At 68.4% G+C, this 21493-nt stretch carries 17 protein-coding genes; 8 read left to right on the forward strand and 9 right to left on the reverse strand.

Annotated features, from left to right (window positions below; translation table 11 throughout):
• The first annotated feature begins 20 nt into the window (after positions 1 to 20).
• Entirely contained in the window at positions 21 to 2996 is a 2976-nt protein-coding gene (locus LFM09_RS19395; protein WP_414097893.1) for a DEAD/DEAH box helicase, read from the forward strand.
• Positions 2989 to 3837: an SWIM zinc finger family protein gene (locus LFM09_RS19400; protein ID WP_414097894.1), complete on the forward strand. Its 849-nt coding sequence runs from the start codon at positions 2989 to 2991 to the stop codon at positions 3835 to 3837. Before LFM09_RS19395 ends, LFM09_RS19400 begins: the two co-directional genes overlap by 8 nt.
• Here the strand turns inward: LFM09_RS19400 and LFM09_RS19405 are convergent.
• The 5 genes from LFM09_RS19405 to LFM09_RS19425 form a co-directional block, all read right to left on the reverse strand.
• Positions 3834 to 4166: a hypothetical protein gene (locus tag LFM09_RS19405; RefSeq protein WP_414097895.1), complete on the reverse strand. Its 333-nt coding sequence runs from the start codon at positions 4164 to 4166 to the stop codon at positions 3834 to 3836. The genes LFM09_RS19400 and LFM09_RS19405 overlap by 4 nt on opposite strands.
• A 600-nt stretch (positions 4167 to 4766) precedes the next feature.
• Positions 4767 to 5039 carry a GlsB/YeaQ/YmgE family stress response membrane protein gene (locus tag LFM09_RS19410; protein WP_414097896.1) on the reverse strand — a complete coding sequence of 91 codons (273 nt, stop codon included), beginning with the start codon at positions 5037 to 5039 and terminating at the stop codon, positions 4767 to 4769.
• A 63-nt stretch (positions 5040 to 5102) separates the two neighbouring features.
• Positions 5103 to 5585 carry a hypothetical protein gene (locus LFM09_RS19415; RefSeq protein WP_414097897.1) on the reverse strand — a complete coding sequence of 161 codons (483 nt, stop codon included), beginning with the start codon at positions 5583 to 5585 and terminating at the stop codon, positions 5103 to 5105.
• Between the two features lie 49 nt (positions 5586 to 5634).
• Positions 5635 to 6882 carry a TolB family protein gene (locus LFM09_RS19420; RefSeq protein WP_414097898.1) on the reverse strand — a complete coding sequence of 416 codons (1248 nt, stop codon included), beginning with the start codon at positions 6880 to 6882 and terminating at the stop codon, positions 5635 to 5637.
• A 40-nt stretch (positions 6883 to 6922) separates the two neighbouring features.
• The gene (locus LFM09_RS19425; RefSeq protein ID WP_414097899.1) at positions 6923 to 7960 is read right to left on the reverse strand and encodes a DUF2786 domain-containing protein; all 1038 of its coding nucleotides are present in this window, start codon (positions 7958 to 7960) and stop codon (positions 6923 to 6925) included.
• A gap of 61 nt (positions 7961 to 8021) precedes the next feature.
• On the opposite strand from LFM09_RS19425, the gene folP reads away from it, so the two are divergent.
• The 3 genes from folP to LFM09_RS19440 are packed head-to-tail and all read left to right on the forward strand — an operon-like array spanning position 8022 to position 10133.
• Positions 8022 to 8846 carry a dihydropteroate synthase gene (gene folP / locus LFM09_RS19430; RefSeq protein ID WP_414097900.1) on the forward strand — a complete coding sequence of 275 codons (825 nt, stop codon included), beginning with the start codon at positions 8022 to 8024 and terminating at the stop codon, positions 8844 to 8846.
• A gap of 15 nt (positions 8847 to 8861) precedes the next feature.
• Positions 8862 to 9800, forward strand: a complete 939-nt coding sequence (locus LFM09_RS19435; protein ID WP_414097901.1) for a hypothetical protein — start codon at positions 8862 to 8864, stop codon at positions 9798 to 9800.
• A gap of 48 nt (positions 9801 to 9848) precedes the next feature.
• Positions 9849 to 10133: a hypothetical protein gene (locus tag LFM09_RS19440; RefSeq protein WP_089922056.1), complete on the forward strand. Its 285-nt coding sequence runs from the start codon at positions 9849 to 9851 to the stop codon at positions 10131 to 10133.
• Here LFM09_RS19440 and LFM09_RS19445 read toward each other — a convergent pair.
• A complete protein-coding gene (locus LFM09_RS19445) occupies positions 10090 to 11142 on the reverse strand; it encodes a cytochrome P450 family protein (protein ID WP_414097902.1) in 1053 nt (350 codons plus the stop codon). The genes LFM09_RS19440 and LFM09_RS19445 overlap by 44 nt on opposite strands.
• Before the next feature lie 84 nt (positions 11143 to 11226).
• Between LFM09_RS19445 and LFM09_RS19450 the strand changes: the two genes are divergently transcribed.
• From LFM09_RS19450 to LFM09_RS19460, 3 genes are read left to right on the forward strand one after another with little or no spacing between them, the layout of a single operon-like run.
• A complete protein-coding gene (locus LFM09_RS19450; RefSeq protein ID WP_414097903.1) occupies positions 11227 to 13497 on the forward strand; it encodes a LuxR C-terminal-related transcriptional regulator in 2271 nt (756 codons plus the stop codon).
• 32 nt (positions 13498 to 13529) lie between these two features.
• Positions 13530 to 14672, forward strand: coding sequence for an exonuclease domain-containing protein (locus LFM09_RS19455; protein ID WP_414097904.1), 1143 nt, complete (start codon positions 13530 to 13532; stop codon positions 14670 to 14672).
• Positions 14669 to 15172, forward strand: coding sequence for a hypothetical protein (locus tag LFM09_RS19460; protein WP_414097905.1), 504 nt, complete (start codon positions 14669 to 14671; stop codon positions 15170 to 15172). The genes LFM09_RS19455 and LFM09_RS19460 overlap by 4 nt, the downstream gene beginning before the upstream one ends.
• Here the strand turns inward: LFM09_RS19460 and LFM09_RS19465 are convergent.
• From LFM09_RS19465 to LFM09_RS19475, 3 genes are read right to left on the reverse strand one after another with little or no spacing between them, the layout of a single operon-like run.
• Positions 15156 to 18938, reverse strand: coding sequence for an SbcC/MukB-like Walker B domain-containing protein (locus tag LFM09_RS19465; RefSeq protein WP_414097906.1), 3783 nt, complete (start codon positions 18936 to 18938; stop codon positions 15156 to 15158). The genes LFM09_RS19460 and LFM09_RS19465 overlap by 17 nt on opposite strands.
• Complete coding sequence (locus LFM09_RS19470) at positions 18931 to 20013, reverse strand: TIGR02678 family protein (RefSeq protein WP_414097907.1); 1083 nt, start codon at positions 20011 to 20013, stop codon at positions 18931 to 18933. Before LFM09_RS19470 ends, LFM09_RS19465 begins: the two co-directional genes overlap by 8 nt.
• Positions 20010 to 21401: a TIGR02677 family protein gene (locus LFM09_RS19475; protein ID WP_414097908.1), complete on the reverse strand. Its 1392-nt coding sequence runs from the start codon at positions 21399 to 21401 to the stop codon at positions 20010 to 20012. The genes LFM09_RS19470 and LFM09_RS19475 overlap by 4 nt, the downstream gene beginning before the upstream one ends.
• Positions 21402 to 21493 lie beyond the last annotated feature (92 nt).

A 21493-nucleotide genomic window follows, 5' to 3' on the forward strand; every position in this document is an offset into this window, starting at 1 on the left:
TGAGCACATAGGGTTCAAAGGTGCTCGTACTGCATGGCCTGTGCTCGACCGACGGCGTTCTGGCGCTGTGGGCCGAAGACTCCGGGCTGCCGGTACGCAGTGAGAGCGCGCGGCGGGACGCCCCGCACCCGTTCGCGGCGACGGCTGAATCGCTGGCGGCCGCGCTCGGTCTCGAAGCCTTGAAACCGGTCGTGCGCGGGTTGCTGCTGCCGTCGTTCGCCTCGGGGCCGATGGCGTCGCCGGAGCTGGTCCGCGATCCGCTGGCGGCGGGGCGGGCGCAACGCGGCAAGGTGCAGCTGCGGCAGTGGGGCGTGCCCACGATCAGCTTCACCACCAGGCCGGAGTTCGGCGCCGAGGTGCGGCTGAGCGACTCCGCGCGGTTCGTGTTCGACGTGGCGGGGTTCGCCGCCGATCTCGTCGACCGCGGGCGGGTGTTGCCGGCGGTCGCGCCGGATCAGGCCGTCGCGCGGTGGGTGCCGGTGTTGTCCGGAACGGACTCGGCGCGGTTCGCGGCGCTGCAGGCCGCGATGCCTCCTGCCTGCAGGTGCGAGGAGATCGCCGGCGATCCCGCGGAGCTGGTGCGCGAGTCACTCACGACCGCGGTCGACGAGCACGTGCGCGCGCGGCTGAACGGCATGGCGCTCGCGCCTGCAGCACGGGGGCGCGGGACGACCGCGGAGGCTTGGCTGGCCGCGCTGACCGGTGAGCCGGCGTTCGACGCGGACCCGGTGGAGCTCTACGAGCTGCGCGAGCAGTTGGACCGGTGGCGGCAGAGCGCGGGCAACGAGAGCCCGGTGCGCACGTGCTTCCGGTTGCGTTCGCCCGAGCAGCGCGACGAGGACGAGTGGGCCGTCGAGTTCCTGCTGCAGGCCGTCGACGAGCCGAGCGTGCTGGTGCCCGCGCACCAGGTGTGGTTCGCGGACGACGGCGTGTTGCGGCGTTGGATCCCGGCACCGCAGGAACACCTGCTGGCCGACCTCGGGCGGGCGAGCCGGCTGCACCCCGACCTCGACGAGGCGTTGCGCGGCAGCCACCCCGCCGAGATGGAGGTCGACGCGGAGGGCGCGTACCGGTTCCTGACTGCGGCACCCGTGCTGGCACAGGCCGGTTTCGGCGTGCTGCTGCCGTCGTGGTGGCAGCAGCGGGTGAAGCTGGGGCTGAAGCTCAACACGAAGAGCCGCGGCACGGCCGGGACCGTCGCGAAGGAGAGCGAGATCGGCTTGAAGTCCATTGTGGACTACAAGTGGGAGCTCGCTCTCGGTGAGGACGCGCTCACCGACGCCGAGCTGGCCGAACTCGCCAGGGCGAAGGTGCCGCTGGTCAAGGTGCGCGGTCAGTGGGTTCAGGTCGACCAGAAGCGGCTCGCCGCCGGGCTCGCGTTCCTCAAGCGGGGTGGCGGCCAGATGACCGCGGCCGAGGTGATGCTCCACAGTGGACTCACCGAGGAGGACGAGAGCCTCCCGCTCCCGCTGACCTCGGTCGAGGCCGACGGCTGGCTCGGGGACCTGTTGTCCGGCAAGGCGGACGAGCAGCTCGAACCCGTTGAACCGCCGGAGAACTTCGGCGCGTTGCTGCGCCCGTACCAGCAGCGCGGTCTGGCCTGGCTGGCGTTCCTCGACAAGATCGGCCTGGGCGCCTGCCTTGCCGACGACATGGGTCTCGGCAAGACCGTTCAGCTGCTGGCCCTCGAAGCGCTGAACCGCGCGCACGGCAAGCGCCCGCCGACGTTGCTGATCTGCCCGATGTCGGTGGTCGGCAACTGGCAGCGCGAGGCGGCCCGCTTCACCCCGGAACTCTCGGTGCACGTGCACCACGGCGCGGACCGCCTCGACGGCGACGCGTTGCGTGAGGCCGTCGAGAGCCACGACCTGGTGCTCACGACCTACGCGCTGGCCGGCCGCGACGCCGACGCGTTGAACGACCTCACCTGGGACCGCGTGGTGCTCGACGAGGCGCAGAACATCAAGAACAGCGCGACCCGCCAGTCCCAGGCCGTGCGCCAGCTCAAGGCGCGCCACCGCGTCGCGCTGACCGGCACCCCGGTGGAGAACCGCCTGGCCGAGCTGTGGTCGATCATGGACTTCGCCAACCCCGGCGTGCTCGGCACGATCAACACGTTCCGCGCCCGCTACGCCGTCCCCGTCGAACGCCACAACGACCAGGAGGCCGCCGCGCGCCTGCGCAAGATCACGAACCCGTTCGTGCTGCGGCGCGTGAAGACCGACCCGCGCATCATCAGCGACCTGCCGGACAAGGTCGAGATGCGCCAGCTGTGCAACCTCACCACCGAGCAGGCCTCGCTGTACCAGGCCGTCGTCAACGACATGCTGGAGAAGATCGAGGAGTCGGAAGGCATCGCGCGCAAGGGTTTGGTGCTCGCGACCATGTCCAAGCTCAAGCAGGTCTGCAACCACCCGGCGCACTTCCTCGGCGACGGTTCCCGCGTCGCCGGCCGCTCCGGCAAGCTCGCGCGCCTCGAAGAGGTGCTGGAGGAAGTGCTCGCCGAGGGCGACAAAGCGTTGTGCTTCACGCAGTTCACCGAGTTCGGCAGCATGCTCGTGCCTTACCTGGCCGCGCGCTTCGACACCGAGGTGATGTTCCTGCACGGCGGCACGAACAAGGCCTCCCGCGACCGCATGGTCGAACGCTTCCAGGATCAGCGGGGCCCGTCGCTGTTCCTGTTGTCCCTGAAGGCAGGCGGCACCGGCCTCAACCTGACCGCCGCCAACCACGTGATCCACCTGGACCGCTGGTGGAACCCCGCGGTCGAGGACCAGGCGACCGACCGCGCGTTCCGCATCGGCCAGCGCCGCAACGTGCAGGTGCGCAAGTTCGTGTGCATCGGCACGCTGGAGGAACGCATCGACACCATGATCGAGGAGAAGCGCGCCCTGGCCCAGCTGGTGGTGGGCGCCGGCGAGAACTGGCTCACCGAGCTGTCCACGTCCGCACTGCGCGACCTGCTGACTTTGTCCGGGGAGGCCATCGGTGAGTGAGCACTGGTCCGGCGAACGCCCCCGTTCCGGTTCCGGCTTCGGCAAGACCATCAAGGTCGAGAACGGCCTCAAAGCGGTCAGCAAACGCGGCGACATCGGCGCCACCTGGTGGTCGCGCCGCTTCATCGAGGTGCTCGAGTCGTTCGGCATGGGCGGCCGCCTGACCCGCGGCCGCAACTACGCGCGCCAGGGCCAGGTCCTGTCCTTGTCGCTGTCGACGAGCATGGCCATCGCTCTGGTCCAGGGCTCGCGACCCACGCCGTACAAGACGCGCGTCGCGATCAAGGCGTTCACCACGCCGGAGTGGCAGCGCATCGAACACGCGCTGGCCGGCAAAGCCTTGTACGCGGCCAAGTTGCTGGCCGGCGAGATGCCTCCGGACATCGAGACCCTGTTCGCTTCCCTTGGGCTGCAGCTGTTCCCGGCCTCCTCGCGTGAGCTGACGATGGACTGCACCTGCCCGGACTGGGAGGTGCCGTGCAAACACCTCGCCGCCACCTGTTACCTGCTCGCCGAGTCGTTCGACAGCGACCCGTTCGAGATCTTGGCTTGGCGTGGTCGCAGTCGTGAGGATCTGCTTGAGCGTCTTCGGATGTTGCGCGGTACCGCGGGGGCGGTGGCTGCCCGTGCTCGGGAGGAGGCTGCGCCGTTGACTCGGTGCCTGGACACGTTCTGGCAGCGGCAGACCGTTTCCAGTTTGAACCTCGGGGATCCGACTGCTTCGGTGCGGGCGGATGCGGTGCTCGACCAGCTCGACTCGGTGCCGATCACGGTGGGGCGGGCGCAGCTCGTGGATCTGTTGCGGCCGGCTTATCTGTCGTTGCAGCCTCCTTCCGACTAGAGCAGGTGGCCGATCGGCTTCCAGGTGAAGGGGTCGGTCCAGTGTTCGTCGTGGTTCCGCCAGGCGATGAAGGCTGTGTGGACCTTGTCTGCTGACACCGTCATCGTCTGGTAGTGCTCGGCTGGGGAGCCGGCGCGGTGCTCCAGTTGGTAGAGGCCGTCGAGGCGTTGCCACACTTGGATGTAGGTGTGGTCGTCGGTGGTTTCCGAGTGGACCACGGCGCTTTCTCGCGCCAGGTTGAGGACGGCTGCCTCGATTTGGCTGTCGTTCGGGTTCCGGATGCGGCGGGTTCGGGTTCCTTCCAGCACGGTGCGGCGGCGTTCCGTCATGTCGACATGGTGACATCGCGCTTTGTGGGTGCTGGGCACGCCCAAGGTGGCTGGGGGTTGGCGGGGAGTTCGGTCTTGGCGTGGGGGCCTTCGGCGGGCTGTCGTCGGGTTGGCCGTGGTGATGGTTGTCGGGTGGAGCCTGGGGGCGATCGAGCCCCGACGTGTTGGGGGATGGCCATGTCGGGTTGCTGGGTGCTTCGTCGGGACGTCGTCGCTTGCTGCTCGCAGGTTTGAGTCATTCGGGTGGCGAGGTCCGGCAACGTCCTTCGCCGGGATCCGTTGGAACGAAAAGGTTTGGGTGCGCTCGTGTAGGCGGCTCAGTCCAGCGGGCGCGGCGACGGCGGGCGTTGGGAGCCCAGCGTGGGCCGCGCGACGGGTGGGTGAGAGCCGCTCGCGGGTTGAGGTGGCCGGGGCATCCGTTGGGGCGCTGCGGTCCGGGCGCGTTGGGGCGGCGGAGGGCAGGCGGCTCGGGGTTGGGCCAGGGGTGGGAGGGCCGGGACCCGTTGGTTGCCGTGCGGGCCGGGCTCGGATGGCACGGCGGGCGTGGCGGCTCGGGTCTGCGGCCGGGGTGGGGCGTGGCCGGGTGGGGCCGTGCCGGGGTCAGCGGGGGAGTTTGGGCTTGGCGCGGTTGGCCAGGAGGGTTACGCCGGCGCCGGCCAGGCCTACTTGGAGGGCCAGTTCGATCCAGTCGATGCCCGGGGTGTTGGCCACGCCCAGGACTGTGGCCGCTGCGGTGCCCAGCAGAGCGGCGACTGTGCCCACGAGGATTGTTGCGAGCAGTGAGACGTGTTGCCTGCCCGGGACCACCAGGCGGCCCAGGCCGCCGATGACGGCTCCGAAGAGCAGTGCGGTGAAAAGGCCGCCGATTTCCACGGTTTACCCCCTGAGACTCTGGTTGCTGCTACTCCAGGGTCCTGCGTGCGGGGGTGTGGCGAATCAGGTTCTTCCCTGAGTGGGCCCTGACTTTCCCCCTAGCAGGGCGGCGGCCACCTCGGAGAGTTCGCGGCCCGGGATGTCCGGGTCGCAGCCCACCCTGGGCAGGCGGGCCCGGATGGCGGTGGGGGAGCGTTGCATGTCGTCGGCCAGGGTTCGGATGCGTTTGGCTGCCGTGTCCTCGGTCGGGGTCAGCCAGGCGGTGCGCAGGGTGGTGTCGAGGGGTTCGGTCCAGGGTTGGTTGGCGTTCGCGTGGCGGCTCGGGCGGGTGCGCAGGCGGGTGTGGGCGGACAGGACGCGGGACAGGAGCTTGCCGATCGTGGCGCCGCCTTCGACCGGCAGTCGAAGGCGGCCGTCCGCGATGACCTCTCCCGAGTCCAGCGATCCCAGCAGGTCCAGCGTCAGGGACTCGTCCGAGTCCGTGGTCGCGCTCAGCCGGTAGGTGACCTCGCCGAGCTTCATCTCGTTGTGGAAGGTGGATGTCATGGGGGTGACGTTAGGGAGGGGGTCTGACGGTTTTCAGCGGGAGACCCCTTCAGATGCCTTTGTGAAGGAGGAGTTCACTCGAAGGGATGGACGGGGACCCGTGCGAGAGGTTCGTGGCCAGCGTCGCGAACACCACGCGGCGGCCGTCCGCGCTGATCGTCGGGGCCACGGAGAAGTTGTTGCCCTGCTTGCCGAATCGCTCGCTCAAGCGCACGACGGAACCGGAGACCAGGTCCTTCAGGAACACGTCGTCCACGTTGTTGGTGTCGCGGCGCACCAGGTTCGACGCCAGCGACGAGAAGACGACGTAGCGGCCGTCCGCGCTCACCGACGGCTGGTAGGGCTGCGCGTCCGACACCGTCCCGTCAGGACGTGTGTTCACGCGAGCGATCGCCTTGGTGCGCAAGTCTTTCACGAAGATGTCAGGAGTGTCCTCGGTGTCACCTGGAACAAGAGTGTCGCCCCACGCCACAAAAAACACGCGTGAGCCGTCTGCCGTGATGGCGGGCATCAGCGTGTAGGAAGACGTCTGCGTGCCAGAAGCAGAGACGTTGACCCGTTCCACCGCACCGGAAACGACGTTCTTCACGAACATGTCCACGCTGCCGTTGGTGTCATCGGGCACCAGGTTCGTGGCGGCGGAGGGGAACACGACGAGCCGTCCGTCAGCACTCATCGCGAGCCCGTGGTGCACCAGCTTGTCGCCCTGCGCACCGGAGGCCGAAGTGCTGATCCGCGTCACGGCACCAGACGAACGATCCGCGAGGAACACGTCCGCCACACCGTTGGTGTCGCCCTCCACCAACGTCGACGCCTCAGACCGAAACGCCACATAACGCCCGTCGGCGCTCAACACCGGACTCCCGAACGCAGGACCGTTGCCACCACTGACGCGCTCAACCCGCCCACTGCGCATGTCCGTCACGAACACGTCGTCAACGCCGTTGGTGTCACCGGCGACCAGATTCGTCGCCGACGACACGAAGGCAACGAACCGCCCGTCAGCACTCAAAGCCGGCGGATCGAACGAAGGCCCGTCGCCGCCGCGCGAGGCGACACGCACCACACCGGTGCGAAGGTCCTTCACGAAGACATCAGAGACACCGTTGCGATCACCGCGCACGAGGTCGGACGCGAGTGAGGGGAACGCGACATAGCGCCCATCAGCGCTGATGACCGGTGTCGTGGAGTCACCGTTGCCGTGCGTCAGAGGTCTGAGCAGCGAGAACGATGCGGAAGCGGGAGAAGTGAAGGCCACCGCCAGCACTGCGGCGACAACAACGGACTTCCCGAACATGGACGTGCACCACCCTAGGTCGCGGGGCGGCGGCGTCAGCTTAGCCGGAAGTCACGGTCTTTCGACCGGTCCCGATGTCGGCGACGTTCGCAGCGGCACGACCCGCACCCCACCCGGCCGCCGAACGCACCGTCACGCTCGACTTGCGCGTCCTCGTGAACATCTGCTCGTACAACGTGTCCACGGCCTTCTTGCGGTTCGCGAGCACCGGCAGCAACCGCTCGTCCGACACGTCAGGTGCCTCACGAAGCCGCTCACCGATCCGCGTCGCGAAGGCCACCAGGAACGCCTTCCGGAACGGCCGTGAACGCGCCTCGCTGCCCTTCCCCGCCTGCCCGCCGATCGCCACCATCGCCCGCGTCGCCTGCACCAGCAGCGACGTCGACAGCAGCTCCACGCCCTCCAGGTCCACCTCGTCACCCACCAGCGTGACGAACCCGAACCCGTCGTAGGCGACCGCCCGCGACCGGAACGCACCGGCCACCACGTGCACGAGCTGCGACTTCTCCTTGAAGTAGCTCTTCTCCAGCCACACCCGCCGCGACGTCGCCAACGGCGGCAGGTCCGCGTCGAGCATCGCCCGTTCGAGCGCGTACCGGTTCATCAGCTCCTGCGCTTTGCCGGACAGCGCCTCGGCCTCCTCCGGGAACGACGTCGACTCGGCCTTGGCCAGCAGCGCGCGCACCCGGTTGAGCACCTTCGGGTCCAGACCCGCGCGCACGGCCGACGTCAACGCGTCGCCCGGCAACGGCAAGATGCGCGGCAACGTCGGCAACCGCTGGAGGAACGTCACCAGCCGTGCAGCGATGCGAGACGTGAAGTCCGCCGTCTCGATGTGGCGCGTGGCCCACGCCTCCAGCAGCGGGCCTTCCCACCACACGGAGGCGCCGATCTCGTCCAGCTGACGTCGCCACCGCGGATGGATTGTCGACGCGGCATGCGGCGAACAGGACAAAGCGATCGCGTCCACCACGAGAGAGGTGTGCGTCTCGTAGAGCGAACGCGACACGATCTCGCGAACGTCATAGGGCAGCCAGCCCCGCTGCCACGCCGTGTCGATCGCCTGAACCAGTTCCACCTGGGCAGTATGAGACGTCCGCCATGTGCAAAGGCCGGGACCCACCTGGTAGACACGGGATGTGATCGAGCTCCAGTTCCGCGGCCGGACCGTCGTCCGCGACCACGCGCTGGTGATGGCGATCATCAACCGCACCCCGGACTCGTTCTACGACAAGGGCGCCAACTACGCCGAGGACGTGGCGATGGACGCCGTCCACCGGGTCGTGGACGAGGGCGCGGACATCATCGACATCGGCGGGGTGAAGGCGGGCCCCGGCGACCTGGTCGACTCCTCAGAAGAAGTGCGCCGCGTCGTGCCGTTCATCGCACGTGTGCGCGCCGCCTACCCCGAACTCATCATCAGCAGCGACACGTGGCGCGCGGACGTCGGCAGGCTCGCCTGCGAGGCCGGTGCCGACCTGCTCAACGACACGTGGGCCGGTGCGGACCCGCAGCTCGCCGAGGTCGCCGCGGAGTACGGCGCCGGCTACGTCTGCTCGCACACAGGTGGAGTGCGGCCCCGCACGCGACCACACCGCGTGACGTATCCAGACTTGGTGGCGGACGTCATCGCGGAGACGACCGCGCACGCCGAGAGAGTGGTCGCGCTCGGTGTGCCGCGCAAGAGCGTGCTGATCGACCCCACGCACGACTTCGGCAAGAACACGTGGCACAGCCTGGCGCTGGTGCGACACACGGACGAGCTGGTGGCGACCGGGTGGCCGGTGCTGATGGCGTTGTCCAACAAGGACTTCGTCGGGGAGACCCTCGGCGTGGAACTGCACGAGCGCGTCGAGGGCACCCTCGTCGCGACAGCGATCGCGGCGTTGGCGGGCGCCGCGGTTTTCCGCGCGCACGAAGTGGCGCGCACCAGACGAGTACTCGAGTCCGTCGCTCGACTGTGAGCTGGAGGTATACAGGTGGACGACGTCTTCGCCCGGTTTTCGGAGAACCGGTGGGACGACTTCCTCGACGAACTCGACAAGATCCGCGTGAGCGTGGTGGATCCCGCGGAACGGCAGCAGGTGAAGGCGACCGCACGACGCGACGCGCGCGAGGCGGGCACACAGCCGTTGCTCGTGCGCATGGCGCTGGCGGACCACTACCTGAACCTGCTCGCCATCGGCGTGTGGGCAGGCGACGAGAGCTGGCGCGGGGATCTGCGTGACCTGGTCGCCACTCTCGTGCCCGAGGACGACGAGTCACGTGACGACGCGCTGTTGAGCTCTGTCATCGCCGTGGTGCTCGCGCAGCTGCTGCAGGACGCTCGTCTGCGCGGCGGCTCCGAGGCGGACGTCATCGCGCGTTCGGCGTGGGAGAAGGCGCAGGAGTGGGCGGCCTACGCGGAGGACTGGCACGTCGAACGCTTGCTGCACGCGTCGACGGAGGCCGGCGCGCGCGTCGTGACCGCCTCAGAGGTCCAGGAGGTCGTCGAACTGGCCACCGCGGCCGCCGACGACGACCACGCTGAGACGATCGCCGCACTGGAGGCGGAAGGCCTCACCGCGGAGTTCATGAACGGCGTGTGGGTGGTGGACGGGGACTTCCGGAACCCGGTTCGGGCGGCCGCGCGCGCGATCACCCTGACGGGTTACGGATGTGTCCTGGCGCGCAACATCCGGCAGTCCGCCATCATGCTGTGGCACGAGAACACGCTCGCGATGGCGGACTCCAAGATCCCCCGCTGGCGGGTCTACCCGATCCTCGCGCCCGTTACCCCGCAATCCAAGTTTTCAGGTGGTGAAGGCTTGCCGTTCACCCGTGAGACCCACCCGTTGGCACCCGCTCCAGAAGTCGTGCGCCGGTTGGCGGACGCCGTTGGTGTCAACCTGTCTCATCTGCTGGCGGCATTGCGGTGAAAGGGTGATCTTTGACTTTCCGCAACCTGCACTCGTTATCTTGGAGGCATGCCCAGATTTGCCGAGTTCGATGTGGAAGGCCTGCGTAAATCCAGCGCCGTCGCGGACTTCCCCTGGTCAGAGACGTGGGTCACGTTGATCCGCGTCGATGCCAAGGGAGTTGTCCGGCAAGCCAAGTCGTTGACTGAGAAAGTTTCTTTGTTGACTGTCGCGTCAGACAAGGACCTCGTCATCGCCTCCTGCCCGGAGATTTACGCTGTCGACGACCTGTCGGCGGCCCGTGCGGCCGTCAAGGCTTCGGTCGCACGCGAAATGATGCCAAGCCTCGGATGAATGCCTCCCTCCACTCGGGCTCAGCGGCGAGCGCGAGTTCCGGGAAACGTCGAAGGAGCGTTCCGAACGCGATCTCGCCCTCGATACGAGCCAGCCGCGCACCCACGCAGTAGTGGATCCCGTGCCCGAACCCGACGTGTGGGTCTCGACCCAGCTGCAACACGTTCGGATCCGAGTACCGGGACGGATCCCGGTTCGCCGCCCCAAGTGAGACGGTGACCAGCGAAGACTGCGGAATCGTTACCCCTCCGATCACCACGTCGGTGGTCGCGACGCGGTTCAGCCCCGTCGCGAACGGCCCGTCGTGGCGCAGGAGCTCCTCGACGGCGTCCGGGATCAGGAGCGGGTCGTCGATCAACCTCTGCTTCATGGCGGGGTCGCGCAGCAGTGCGAGCAGACCGCTGCCGATGAGCTGCACGGTCGTCTCGTGTCCTGCTGTGATCAGCAACACGAGGTTCTGCACGAGGTTCGGTTCGTCGCGGAGCTCGGTGATGACGTCGTCACCGGGCTCCTTGGTCTCCAGGAGGCCCTGCACGTAGGCCGCGAACTTGCCGTAGGCCTCGGCCATCGTCGCCGGGGCCATCAGCTCCGCGGAGAGCTTCTGGACATCTTTCCTGTCCCTTTCGGGCACACCCAGGAGTTCACAGATGACCGTGATGGGCAGCGGATAAGCGAACGTGGTGATCACGTCCACCTCGTCTTCGGTCTCCCACGCGTCGAGCAAGTCGTTGGTGATCTGCTCGATGCGCGGCCGTAGTGCTTCCATACGCCGTGAGGAGAACGCACGCGCGATGGGTTTGCGCAGCCGCGTGTGCTCCGGTGGGTCCGTGTGGTTCAGCATGCCGCCGGGGATCACGGCACTGCTGAGCCCGGGGTGGCTGAGGGCCTGCACGACGTCGTCGTGGCGGGCGATCATCCACGACTTCAGGCCGTCCGGGGTCTCGACCAGCGCGGGCCCCTGCGCGCGCCACTCGTCGAAGTACGGTGTCGGGTCCGAGAAGATGCTCATGGCTTCAGCGTGGCGTTTCCGCAGGTCGATGACCTGAGTAGGTGATCACCCAACTTTCGCGCGGGGATCACCTAGCCTGGCGGCATGGGGTGGCCGTTCGTGGGGAGGGACGCCGAGCTCGTCGAGGTTCGCCGGGCGGTGCGCGGCACCGGGCTGATCGTGGCGGGGCCTGCCGGTGTGGGCAAGACGCGATTGCTGGACGAGGTGGCGTGCGACGTCCGGCTGCGGGCCACTGCGGCGATGGCCGACATTCCTCTCGGCGTGATGGCGCCCTTCTTGCCGTCGGTGGAGCCCTCGCCGTTGGCCATGTTGCACGCCGCACGCGAGGCGTTGCGTGGTCGCGTTGTGGTGGTGGACGACGTGCATCTGCTCGACGACGCGTCGGCGGCTCTGTTGCACATGCTCGTGCAGCACCGCGAGGCCGTGGTGGTGGCGACGCTCCGTTCGGGCACACCGGCGCCGGATCCGGTGCTGTCGCTGTGGAAGGACGAGCTGCTGCCGCGCATCGAGCTGGCGCCGTTGGGCCGTGCCGCGGTGACCGAGGTGCTGGAAACCGTGCTCGGTGGCGACGTCGAGAGCGCTTCGGCCGACCGGCTGTGGACGGCGTCCGCGGGAAACATGTTGCTGCTGCGGGAGATGCACGTCGCGGCGCAGTGGGTGTCGCGCGACGGGATCTGGTCGTTGAACGGGCCGGTGCCCTTGTCGCCGCGGTTGGTGGAGCTGATCGAGGCGCACCTGGCCGCGGTGCCGGACTCCGAACGCAGGGTGCTGGAGCTGCTCGCGTTCGGTGAGCCGCTCGACCTGGCGGCCTCTGAGGCGTTGGACGGTCTGGTGACCGTCTCGGAAGACGGGCTGCGGCTCGCGCATCCGTTGTACGGCGAGGTGTTGCGCGCGCAGTGCCCGCCTCTGCGCAAGCGCAACCACCAGCGGTATCTGGCTTCGGTGCTTGATGACCCACTACGTGTCGCGGTGCTGCGTCTGGACAGCGGTACGGCAGACGACCCTGCACTGCTGCTCACTGCAGCGCGTCTGGCGTGCGCGACGGGTGGTGTTGTTCTGGCAGAACGACTCGCGCGTGCCGCATGGTCGGTCGGTGGTGGTGTGGAGGCCGGACGCCTGCTGGCCGAGGTGCTCGTCTACACCGATCGCCCGGAGGAGGCCGAAGAGGTCTTCGCGACGGTGGCCACGGACGATGATCCCGAAGGTGTGATCGCCATGCGCGCGATGAACCTCGGCTGGGGGCTCGGCCGCAGCGAGGAGGCCGCGTCGATGGTCGGGATGTCCGCCGTGCGGGCGAATCTGTTGTTCGACGCGGGGAAGTACGACGAGGCGCGCGCGGTGCTCACCGGTTCGGAGCCGGAGGAGGCCGCGATCATCGCGATGATCGACGCGGTACAGGGCAGGTACGCCGGCCCGTTTCCTTCTGTTGCCCCACGTCCTGAGCTTCCGCTCAGCACCGAGGTGATCCTGGCCGCCGAGGCGTTCGTCCTCACCGTGCACGGCGACCTGCGTGGTGCGGAAAGCCTTGCCCTGCAGGCACATCAGGGGAAGGCCGACTGGGACACCATGCGTTCCTCGTGGGCGGTGTCGCTCGGTGTCCTGGCCCGGATGCGCGGCCGGCTGGAGGACGCGCGCCGCCTGTTGCGCGAGGCCCGGCCACCCCGCCCGTTCGTGCAACTGTGCGAGCTCGCTCACGTGGAGGCGTTGCTGGGCAACGACGGTCGTGACCTGTTGGCCCAGGCGGAGAAGCTGCTGGTGACGACCGCGCAGTTCCCCTATCGCAACTCCTGGTGGCTCGCGCGGATCTGGGTGAGCGGCGCTTCGCCGTTCGACGCTGCCGCGGACGTTCGTGCGCGCGGGGAGTACGCCAATGAGGCCGTGTTGCTGCACGAGGGCGTACGGCTCGGGTACGCCGCTCAGGCCGTTGCGCGGCTTGAGGAGCTTGCTGGGGCGACCACGGGGTTGCTTGTGCCGCTGTACTTCCGGCACGCGGAGGCGTTGGTGCGCAACGATTCTGCGGCGTTGGTAGCGGTGGCCGCGGGGTTCGAGGAGGCGGGGATGATGCTGCACGCGGCGGAGGCCGCCGCGGCGGCGGGGGACCGGGCGTTGTTCAGCCGGCTGGTCGCGCTGTGTCAGGGCGCCCGGACGCCGGCGCTCATGACGGCTTCGCCGCTGACTCGTCGTGAGCGCGAGATCGCCGTGCTGGCCGCGCGGGGACTCACGAACAAAGAGATCGCGTCGTCGTTGGTGATCTCTGTGCGGACCGTCGACAACCACCTGTCGAACGCTTACGCGAAGCTCGGGATCGCGACCCGCGGCGAGCTCGCGTTAATCCTTCTGGATGACAGCGGATAACGGAAAGCACGGGTCCGAACGACAGCCCCGGCATGAGCAACGGTTACGCCGTCGTCGACGTCGAGACCACCGGGCTGTCACCCGGTCACCACCACCGGGTGATCGAGGTGGCCGTCGTGCACGTCGACGAGGCCGGGCGCCGGACCGACGAGTGGTGCACGCTGGTCAATCCGGGGCGGGACCTCGGCGCGCAGCACGTGCACGGCATCAGTGCTTCCGACGCCCGCCGCGCGCCGCGGTTCGCGGGGATCGCCGGTGAGCTGGCGGCGCGGCTGTCCGGGCGGGTGCTCGTCGCGCACAACCTGTCGTTCGACCTGCGGTTCCTGCAGGCGGAGTTCGCCCGGCTGGGGCACTCGTTCCCGGCTTCGGGGCTGTGCACGATGCAGCTCAGCCGTTCTCTGGGCGTGTCATCACGCTCGTTGGCCGCGTGCTGCGCGGCAGCCGGTGTGCCTCTTGGTACCGCGCACTCGGCCTTGCACGACGCGCGCGCGGCTGCCGGTCTGCTCGTGCGATGCCTTGACCGCGTGAGTGATGTTCCGCCGGTGCAGCTTGATGTGCCGCGGACCAGTGCCTTTGCCGTGCAACGCAGTCGTGGGCACGTGGCTGAGCAGCACTTCCTGGCGAAGCTCGTGCGGTTGCTGCCGCGCGTGGAGACGCCGCAGGGCGACGAGTACCTCGACGTGCTGGATCGGGCGTTGGTCGATCGGCATCTTTCGGCGGAGGAGCAGGAGGAGCTGATCGACGTGGCTTCGGCGCTCGGGCTGGGACTGCCGGAGGTGATGGGGCTGCATCGCGGATACCTCAGCGCTCTGGCCGAGGCCGCCTGGGAGGACGGGGTGGTGTCGGCCTCCGAGGAAGCCGATCTCCGGTTGGTCGCGTCGCTGCTCGGAGTGGACGTGGGCGACGTGCTGCGGCCGTCGGTGCGGCTTTCGCTGGGTGATCTCGTCGTCTTCACCGGTCAGATGCGTGAGCCACGGGACGTGTGGGAGGGACGGGCGTTGTCGGCTGGACTGGCGGTGAAGGGCGGGGTCACGAAGAAGACCGCGCTGGTGATCGCGGCCGATCCGGACTCCATGTCGGGGAAGGCGGACAAGGCTCGTTCGTACGGGATTCCGGTCGTGTCCGAGGACCTGTTCGCGGGGTTGCTCGGGGAGCTCACCGGAGGACGTGCGTGAACGACGTGAGGCGGGTGGCCGAGTTGATCAAGGACCGCAACCGCGTCGACGCCGCGCTGGCGGCGTGCATCCGGCGGCCGCCGCAACTGGGGCACCTCGGTGACTGGATCGCGGCCCAGGTCTTCGGCATCGCGCTGGAGCGGCACGGGGCCAAGAGCGTCGACGGGCGGTTCGCGGACGGGCGGACCGTCAACATCAGGTGGTACCTGCAGCGCGACAACCTGCTGGACCTGCGCGAGGACGGGCCCGACCGGTACCTCGTGCTGACCGGTCCCGAGGTGGCCGCGGACGTGCGGCCGATGGTGATCGACGCCGTCTACCTCTTCGACGCGGGGAAGGTCGTGGCCGAGCTACTGGCGCGTGGCCTCCGGATCGGTGTTGCGTCCAGCGTGCGCGCTCACCTGTGGGACGCCGCGGAGATCTATCCGCGGCACAACCCGGCGTTCCCGCTCACTGACGAGCAGCGGGAACTACTGGCGTTGTTCAGTCATCAGCCGTGAGGCTGTGACCGTCCCATGTGAAGCGGACTGTCGTGACGGCGTCGTCTCCGTCCGTGCCCGTGGTGAGCTGGTGGATCGCGATGCCGGTCAGCTCCCGGTAGTCGCACCACTCGTGGTCCGACGTGAGCACGAGGTCCAGGTCGAAGTTGACCAGCAGCTCCAGCAGTTGGCCGCGGTTGGTGGCGTCGACGCCGACGAACACCTCGTCCAGCAGGATCAGGCGGGGTGCGGTGGGTGTGGCCTGGTAGTGGGCTGCGGCCGCGGCGAACAGCGGTAGGTGCAGCACGATGGCCTTCTCACCGCCGGAGAGGGCGCCGTGGACGCGTTTGGTCACCGGGACCCAACCGTCGCCGCGGTCGACCTTCACCACGAACTGGTGCCACGTCGTGTAGTCCAGCACCTGGGCGAGTTGTTGTTCCCAGCCTGATGCGGTGTCGTGCGCGCGTGCTTCTTCTACGCGCTCGCGGAAGAACTGGTGCAGCAGCGCGCGTTCGGAGTCGTCGAGGTCCGAGCGCAGCAGCAGGTCGCGGGCTTCTCGGGTGCCTGGTGGCAGTTGGGGGTCCACCTGCCAGTCGAGCTGCACGCGGATACCGGAGGCGGTTTGGACGCGTTCCAGGCGTTGGTTCATCGTGTCGACGAGTTCGGCGGCGCCCTGGATGCGTTGGGCGATGTGCCTTCGGGTGTCGCCGGTGAGGGTTTGGTCGAAGAGGTCGCGTTCGCCGTCGGTGATGTGTGTGCGCATGCGGTCGCGTTCGGCCGTCAACGCGGACAGCAGTGCGGTGGCGCCCATGCGTGTGCCGTCGAGGGTTGCGCTCAGAACTGTGACGTCGTCGTCGGGGTCGAGAGAGAGGTCGATTCGGCCGGCTAGTTGTTGTTGGGCATCGTGCACGGCCAGGCCGAGGCGGGATTCGGCGTCGCGGATCAGCCTCGGGTCGACGGCACCCTCCGGCAGGTCGCCGGCGTCAGCGGGGAGGTGGCCGCCGGTGAGGTGGCGGTGCCTGGTTTCGGCGAGTTCCTTGGCGACGGTGGCTTCCGCGACGCGGGAGGCGTCCACCTTGCGCTTCTCCTCCAACGTGCCCAACATGCGGGCCAGGGAGGTTTGCTTGTCCTGCAACGTCTCGCGTTGCTCGGCCAGTTCGAGTGCCTTGGCGCGCAACGTGATGAGCTGCTGGTCGAGCGCCTGGAACTCGGAACCCGCGGCGCGTTCGACGGTCTCCAGCTTGATGGCGAGGTCGGCGGCCTCCTGCTGGCGTGCCGCAGCGGTCTCCTCGGCCTCGTCGGCGAGTGATCCGCTCGACAACGTCCGGTTCAGCGCGTCATGCGAAAGCGCTTCTGCCGCAAAGGCGTCGTGGCGGTCGTCCAGCCAGCGGTGGCCGGCGGTGCGGAACGCGGCAACGGCTTCCGCGTTCGTGGGGATGTCGCCGTTGACCAGGCGGAGCGCGTCCGCGACCGCCGCTTCGGCCTCGGCCACCTGACGGGTTGCGGAGGCGACGGCGTCTTTCCTTGCCGCGCAACGCAACTGAGCCTTGGTGCGGTGTTCCTCGGCGATCTCGACGGGTTCGGTCGAGGGTTGCCGGGCCAGCTCACCGGCCAGAGTCGCGCGGCGCACCGCGATCTGCGACAACGCGGCGTCCACGCCGGCCAGGTCGGTGGCGAGCTGTTCGATCAGGCCGGTGAGCTCGGCGATCCGGCCCGCCCGCGCGCGTTTGCGGGAGTCGGCGCCGATGTAGGTGGGTGCGGGCTTGTTCCAGCTGCCGTGGGCGTTGGCCAGCCGCCACGTGCCGTCGGCGCCGATCGCGGCGGTGTGGCCGGTCGCCGTTTCGCCGAACGCGACGCCTTCGAGGAAGCGGTGGCAGCGGTCGTCGTCGGTGACGAGCACTTCGAGGAGCGTGCGACCGGGCGCGGGGGTGGCGAGCAGCGGTTCGGCGAAGCGGTCCTGGTCTGAGAGGCCGAACGAGTTGCCCGGCGTGAGCCAGGCGTCCAGGAGGCCGGATGCTTCCATGGCTGCCTCGACCGCGGCGCACACGGCTGGAGGCGTGCCGGGGCGGAAATCGACCAACCGCCAGAGCGGTGCGCCTACAGCAGCGGAGCGGTAGGCGGCATCACGGGTGTACGGCGCGGGTGGTGGTACGTCGACCTGATTGGCGAGCTTCTCGCGGATGGAGTTGTACTGCGCGAGCTGGCCGTTCAGCGACGCACGGGTCTCGTGCAGTCGGGCCTCGATGCCGCTGAACTCCTCGCGTGCCAGCGCGGCGGCTTCCACGACCGCGCCTGGCTCGGAAACGACCAGCTCAGTACACCCGTGAGCCCACGTTTCGAAGTCCGCGCCGAACTTCGCAAATGCTTGCTCGAACGCTTGCTGTGCCGACACTTCCGCGTCGGTGGCGAGTTCGAGCTCCTCGCGGGTCTCCTCCAGCCGTTGGCGCGCGGCGTCCCGTGCGTCGACCGCCCTCTCGTGCACGGCAACGGCGCGCATGATCGAGCTGATCTCTTGTGTGCGTGAGTCCACGGCGGCGGAGAGCAACTCACGGCCGGCGCGCGCGTCCGTGCCAGCGTCGATCTCCTCGAACACGGACGGCATGCCTGCGAGGTCAGCGGCTTCCCGGGCTTCTTCGGCCGAGCGTCGGACCGCGTCTGCACGTGCGGCGGCATCGGCCTTGGCGTGCGTTGCGTGTTCATCGTCCGCAACGGCTCGTGCGCGGAGTTTCGCGGCATGCGCGGCGGCCTCCGACGCACGGAGCTGGGCGGCGGAAAGCTGTTGCCGCAACAGGTCGAGCTGCTTGCCCTCCTGGTAGGCGGGCAGGTCGGAGATGCCGGAGATCTCGGCGTCGACCGCGCTCGCCTCCCGTCCCAGGGCCAGCAGCTGCTCGTACGCCTCGTCGGTCAACGTGACCTGGCGCTGGTAGCGGCGTTCGCTCATCCGTGCGGCACGCGTCAGGTCTTCGAGTTGCTCAGAAGAAGACTGGAGCACATGAGCAGCCGCACCCAACACGCGTTGTGCGTACGTGCGTTGGACATCTGCCAGACGTTCGGCGGTGGTGATCTCTTCGTCGAGCCGCCGCAGCTCTTCGCGTTGACGGTCGAGCCGTTCGAAACCCTCGGCGATCTCGGTGAGATCGGACTGGTCCAGCGGCGGAAGTGCCTTGGACAGCAACGACGACAGCACGCTCGGGTCGAGCCGCTCGGACAGCTTCGGCGTGCGGAGCTGCAATAGTGCGGTGATCAGCGAGTCGTACCGTTGCTCGGTCACGCCGGGGAACAACGTCGTCCTGACCGTGTGCCGGTAATCGGTCGGTGAGGCGTGCACAACGCCGTGTTCGCCGATCGCCTCGACCAGATCGGTCTTGGTCAACGGCCGGCCGGCCTCGTTCACCAGCGCGAGATCGCCGACGCGCAACGACGTCGTGAAGTACGTCGCGGAGACGTTGGACGTGTTCGTGGTCGCCTGCAACCGGGCGCCGCACGTGAACCAGTCGTCGCCCTGCTGGAACTCCAGCCACACGTACCCGACGCGGGTGCTGCCCTGGTTGCCCTCGCCCATGAGGTTCCAGTGCATGGTGCGGTCCGCGCTGCCGAACGTCGACAGGCGGTGCGGGCGCAGGTTCGCGTCGAAGAGGTACGGCAGCAGCAGTTCGAGCGCCTTGGACTTGCCCGTGCCGTTGGGGCCTCTGAGCAGCAGTCTTCCCTGGTGGAACGTGAAGATCTCGTCGTAGTAGCGCCAGACGTTGATGATGCCGGCGCGGCTGGGTTGCCACCGGTCAGTCATGCAGCTCCTCCACCGCGTACCTGGCTGCCGCGGGCAGCCTGCGAACGGTGCCGTTCTCCGTGCGCGCGAGCCCGAACGCTTGCAGGAGCGCGATCCCGTCCGCCGCGAGCCTGCCCGCGCCACCGTCCGACTGGTAGGCCTTGGCCCAGTTCCGGAACTTCGTGAGCAACTCGCGTGCTTCTTCGACCAGGTCCTCATGCCGTGCAGGACCCTCTGCCAACCGGTCGAGCAACAACAACGCGGCGACCTTCGCGTGGCTGTCGTCGTCCGGAAACCTTGTGTCCGTGGCGATCGCATCGGCGTCGACCACGAGGTACCCCTCCGCGCGCTCCTCCAACGTGCAGCCGGCCAGCCCGATGCCGGTCTGCACGATCTTGCGCCCGGTGGGTGAGCTGAGGAACGCGAGCTGGCCCGCGGTGAGATCTTCCTTGTACACCACGGGATCGTCGATCAGCCGACGCATCGTGGAGTGCCGCTGCCACAGGCTGCGGTGCGCGTTCTCGTACCGCGTCTCCCGCGTGAGGTCCTCGATGCTGTCCACTGTGGATGGTGAGACGGGTGCGGCCAGCAGGCGGGTGATGATCACCGGGTCGGCGCGGATGTCCTCGTCGTGCTCGATCGCGCCCTGTTGTTCCAAGTAGCGCAACACGTCCGCGAACGCGTTCCGGTCGCTGCGGCGGCTCGGATCGAACGGCGGAAGGTTTTCTGTTGCGGCCGTTCGCTGGACGCGGTCGGCCAACGCTTCGGCAGTTGTCGTTGGGGCGGCTAGAAGTTCCGCGCACGCAAGGCACAGCAACGTGTAGCGCCGCCGGTCGAACTCCGGCGCGGGCCGCGTGCGGTCGGGCTGCTGCGTCGTCTTGACGAGGCGCGCGTACCCGGCGCGCGGCTCGACGTGCACCCGCCAGCCGCAGTAGTAGTCGAACCACTTCACGATCGGTTCGCGCCGACGTCGGATGAGGTCGAACCCGTCCGGGTCGTGCTTAGCGGCGAGCAACGGCCGTGCGAGCAGCAACCGCACGCCACGCGCGACCTCCTCGCTCTCCAGCCGTGCGAGCTGGTTTCCCGTACGGCTCATCGGTTCTGCACGTCGATCACGTAGTCGGGCCCGCTCAGCGTGCCCTTCTGGGTGGTGATGGTGGCCCAGCCGCGGGCGTTGCGCAGGTTGATCTGCATGCGCCCGTCACTGGTGCCGGCCGTGCGCGTGCCGGTGCTGTCCGGATCGCTGCCGAGCGCCCTGCCGACCAGGTCGATCAGCCGGTGGAACGTGTCGTGGTCGAGTTCTTTCAGCGTCGAGATCCGCACCGGGCCGTCGGTCTGGATCTGCCCCCACGCGTGTTCGAGCTCTTCGCGCTCTCTTTCCGCTTGTTCACGCCGGTTCCGCCGCACCTCGTCGACGTTGCGGATCTTGCCGGTGCTGCCGATGTGCTCCTGCTTGCCGGTTTTGCGCAGTTGCGGCGACAGTCGGACCGGCGGCGTGTTGTGCCACGGCTCGCCGCTCGGGATCAGCTCACCGTCGGCGTGCGCGAGGTGGGCGTGCCGCGCGGGGTGGAGGCCGAACGCGGCGTTGAACAGCTCGTGCGCCTCGTCCTCGGTGCTCGTCTTCGCGAACCAGTGCGCCAGCGCCTTGAAGTCCGCCGCGGTGTTGGTGGGTCTGCGGCGTTGCTCGCTGATGCGGTCGAGGACTCGGAGGAGTTGGACGATCGCTTTCCTGGCCACGTCCTGCAGCTCGTCGGCCTTCGACGGCGTGTCGTGGAACCACGCCTTGAGGTTCTGCCACCTCTCGGCTCGCTGCCGCAGCCAGTCGTCGTCCTGGTAGAGGCCGGCGCGTTCTTTGGCCTGCTCGTGAACGGTGGCCGGGACCTTGCCGACGGCTTCGCGGATCTGATGCTTGCGCGCGTCCAGGTCCGCGATGAAGTCACGCAGGTACGTGATCGTCGTGCGCTTGACGTCCTGGAACGTGGCGAGGTCGTGCTCTTGTTTGAGGAGCCGCTGCAGGTCCGCGTTGAACTGCGCGGTGTTCGTCTGGAGCGTTTGCAGGTGACCTTCGAGCTCCATCAGCGCCGCGAACACCCGCTCTGTCGGCGCGCTCAGCTCGGCGAGGCGATCCGCGATGGCGTCGAGCACCGCGGTCTGCAGCGCACCGCTGCTGGTCAGGGTGTGCAGCGCGTGCTGGATGCCGGCGTACGCGGCCTCGCCGTGTTTCGTCAGCCCGTACCGGTGCTGCGTGCACTCGACCAGGCCCCACTGCCGGAGCGCGTTAGCGGACGCGGTCAGCTCGTCGTCCGTCACCTGCTCGGACCAACCGACGTCCCTGAGCCGCAGCTGCAGGTCGTCGAGGGTCAACGACGTCTCCATGTGCTCGTTCGCCACGCCGAAGGCACGCAAAACCGCAGTGTGCAGCTCCGCGCGCTCGGCCGTGGTGAAGCGGAACAGGTCCGCGGGCACCCTGTGAGACTTCGTCACGTGGCCCACCGTAGCGGGTCGATGTAGCTCTTTCGGGTGACACGGCGAGCGGCCGATCTTCGTAACGAGTTCCCGGTACCGAAGCCGGTATT

It is taken from the genome of Lentzea alba (genome assembly GCF_047445655.1).
In the GTDB taxonomy this organism is placed as follows: domain Bacteria; phylum Actinomycetota; class Actinomycetes; order Mycobacteriales; family Pseudonocardiaceae; genus Lentzea; species Lentzea alba_A.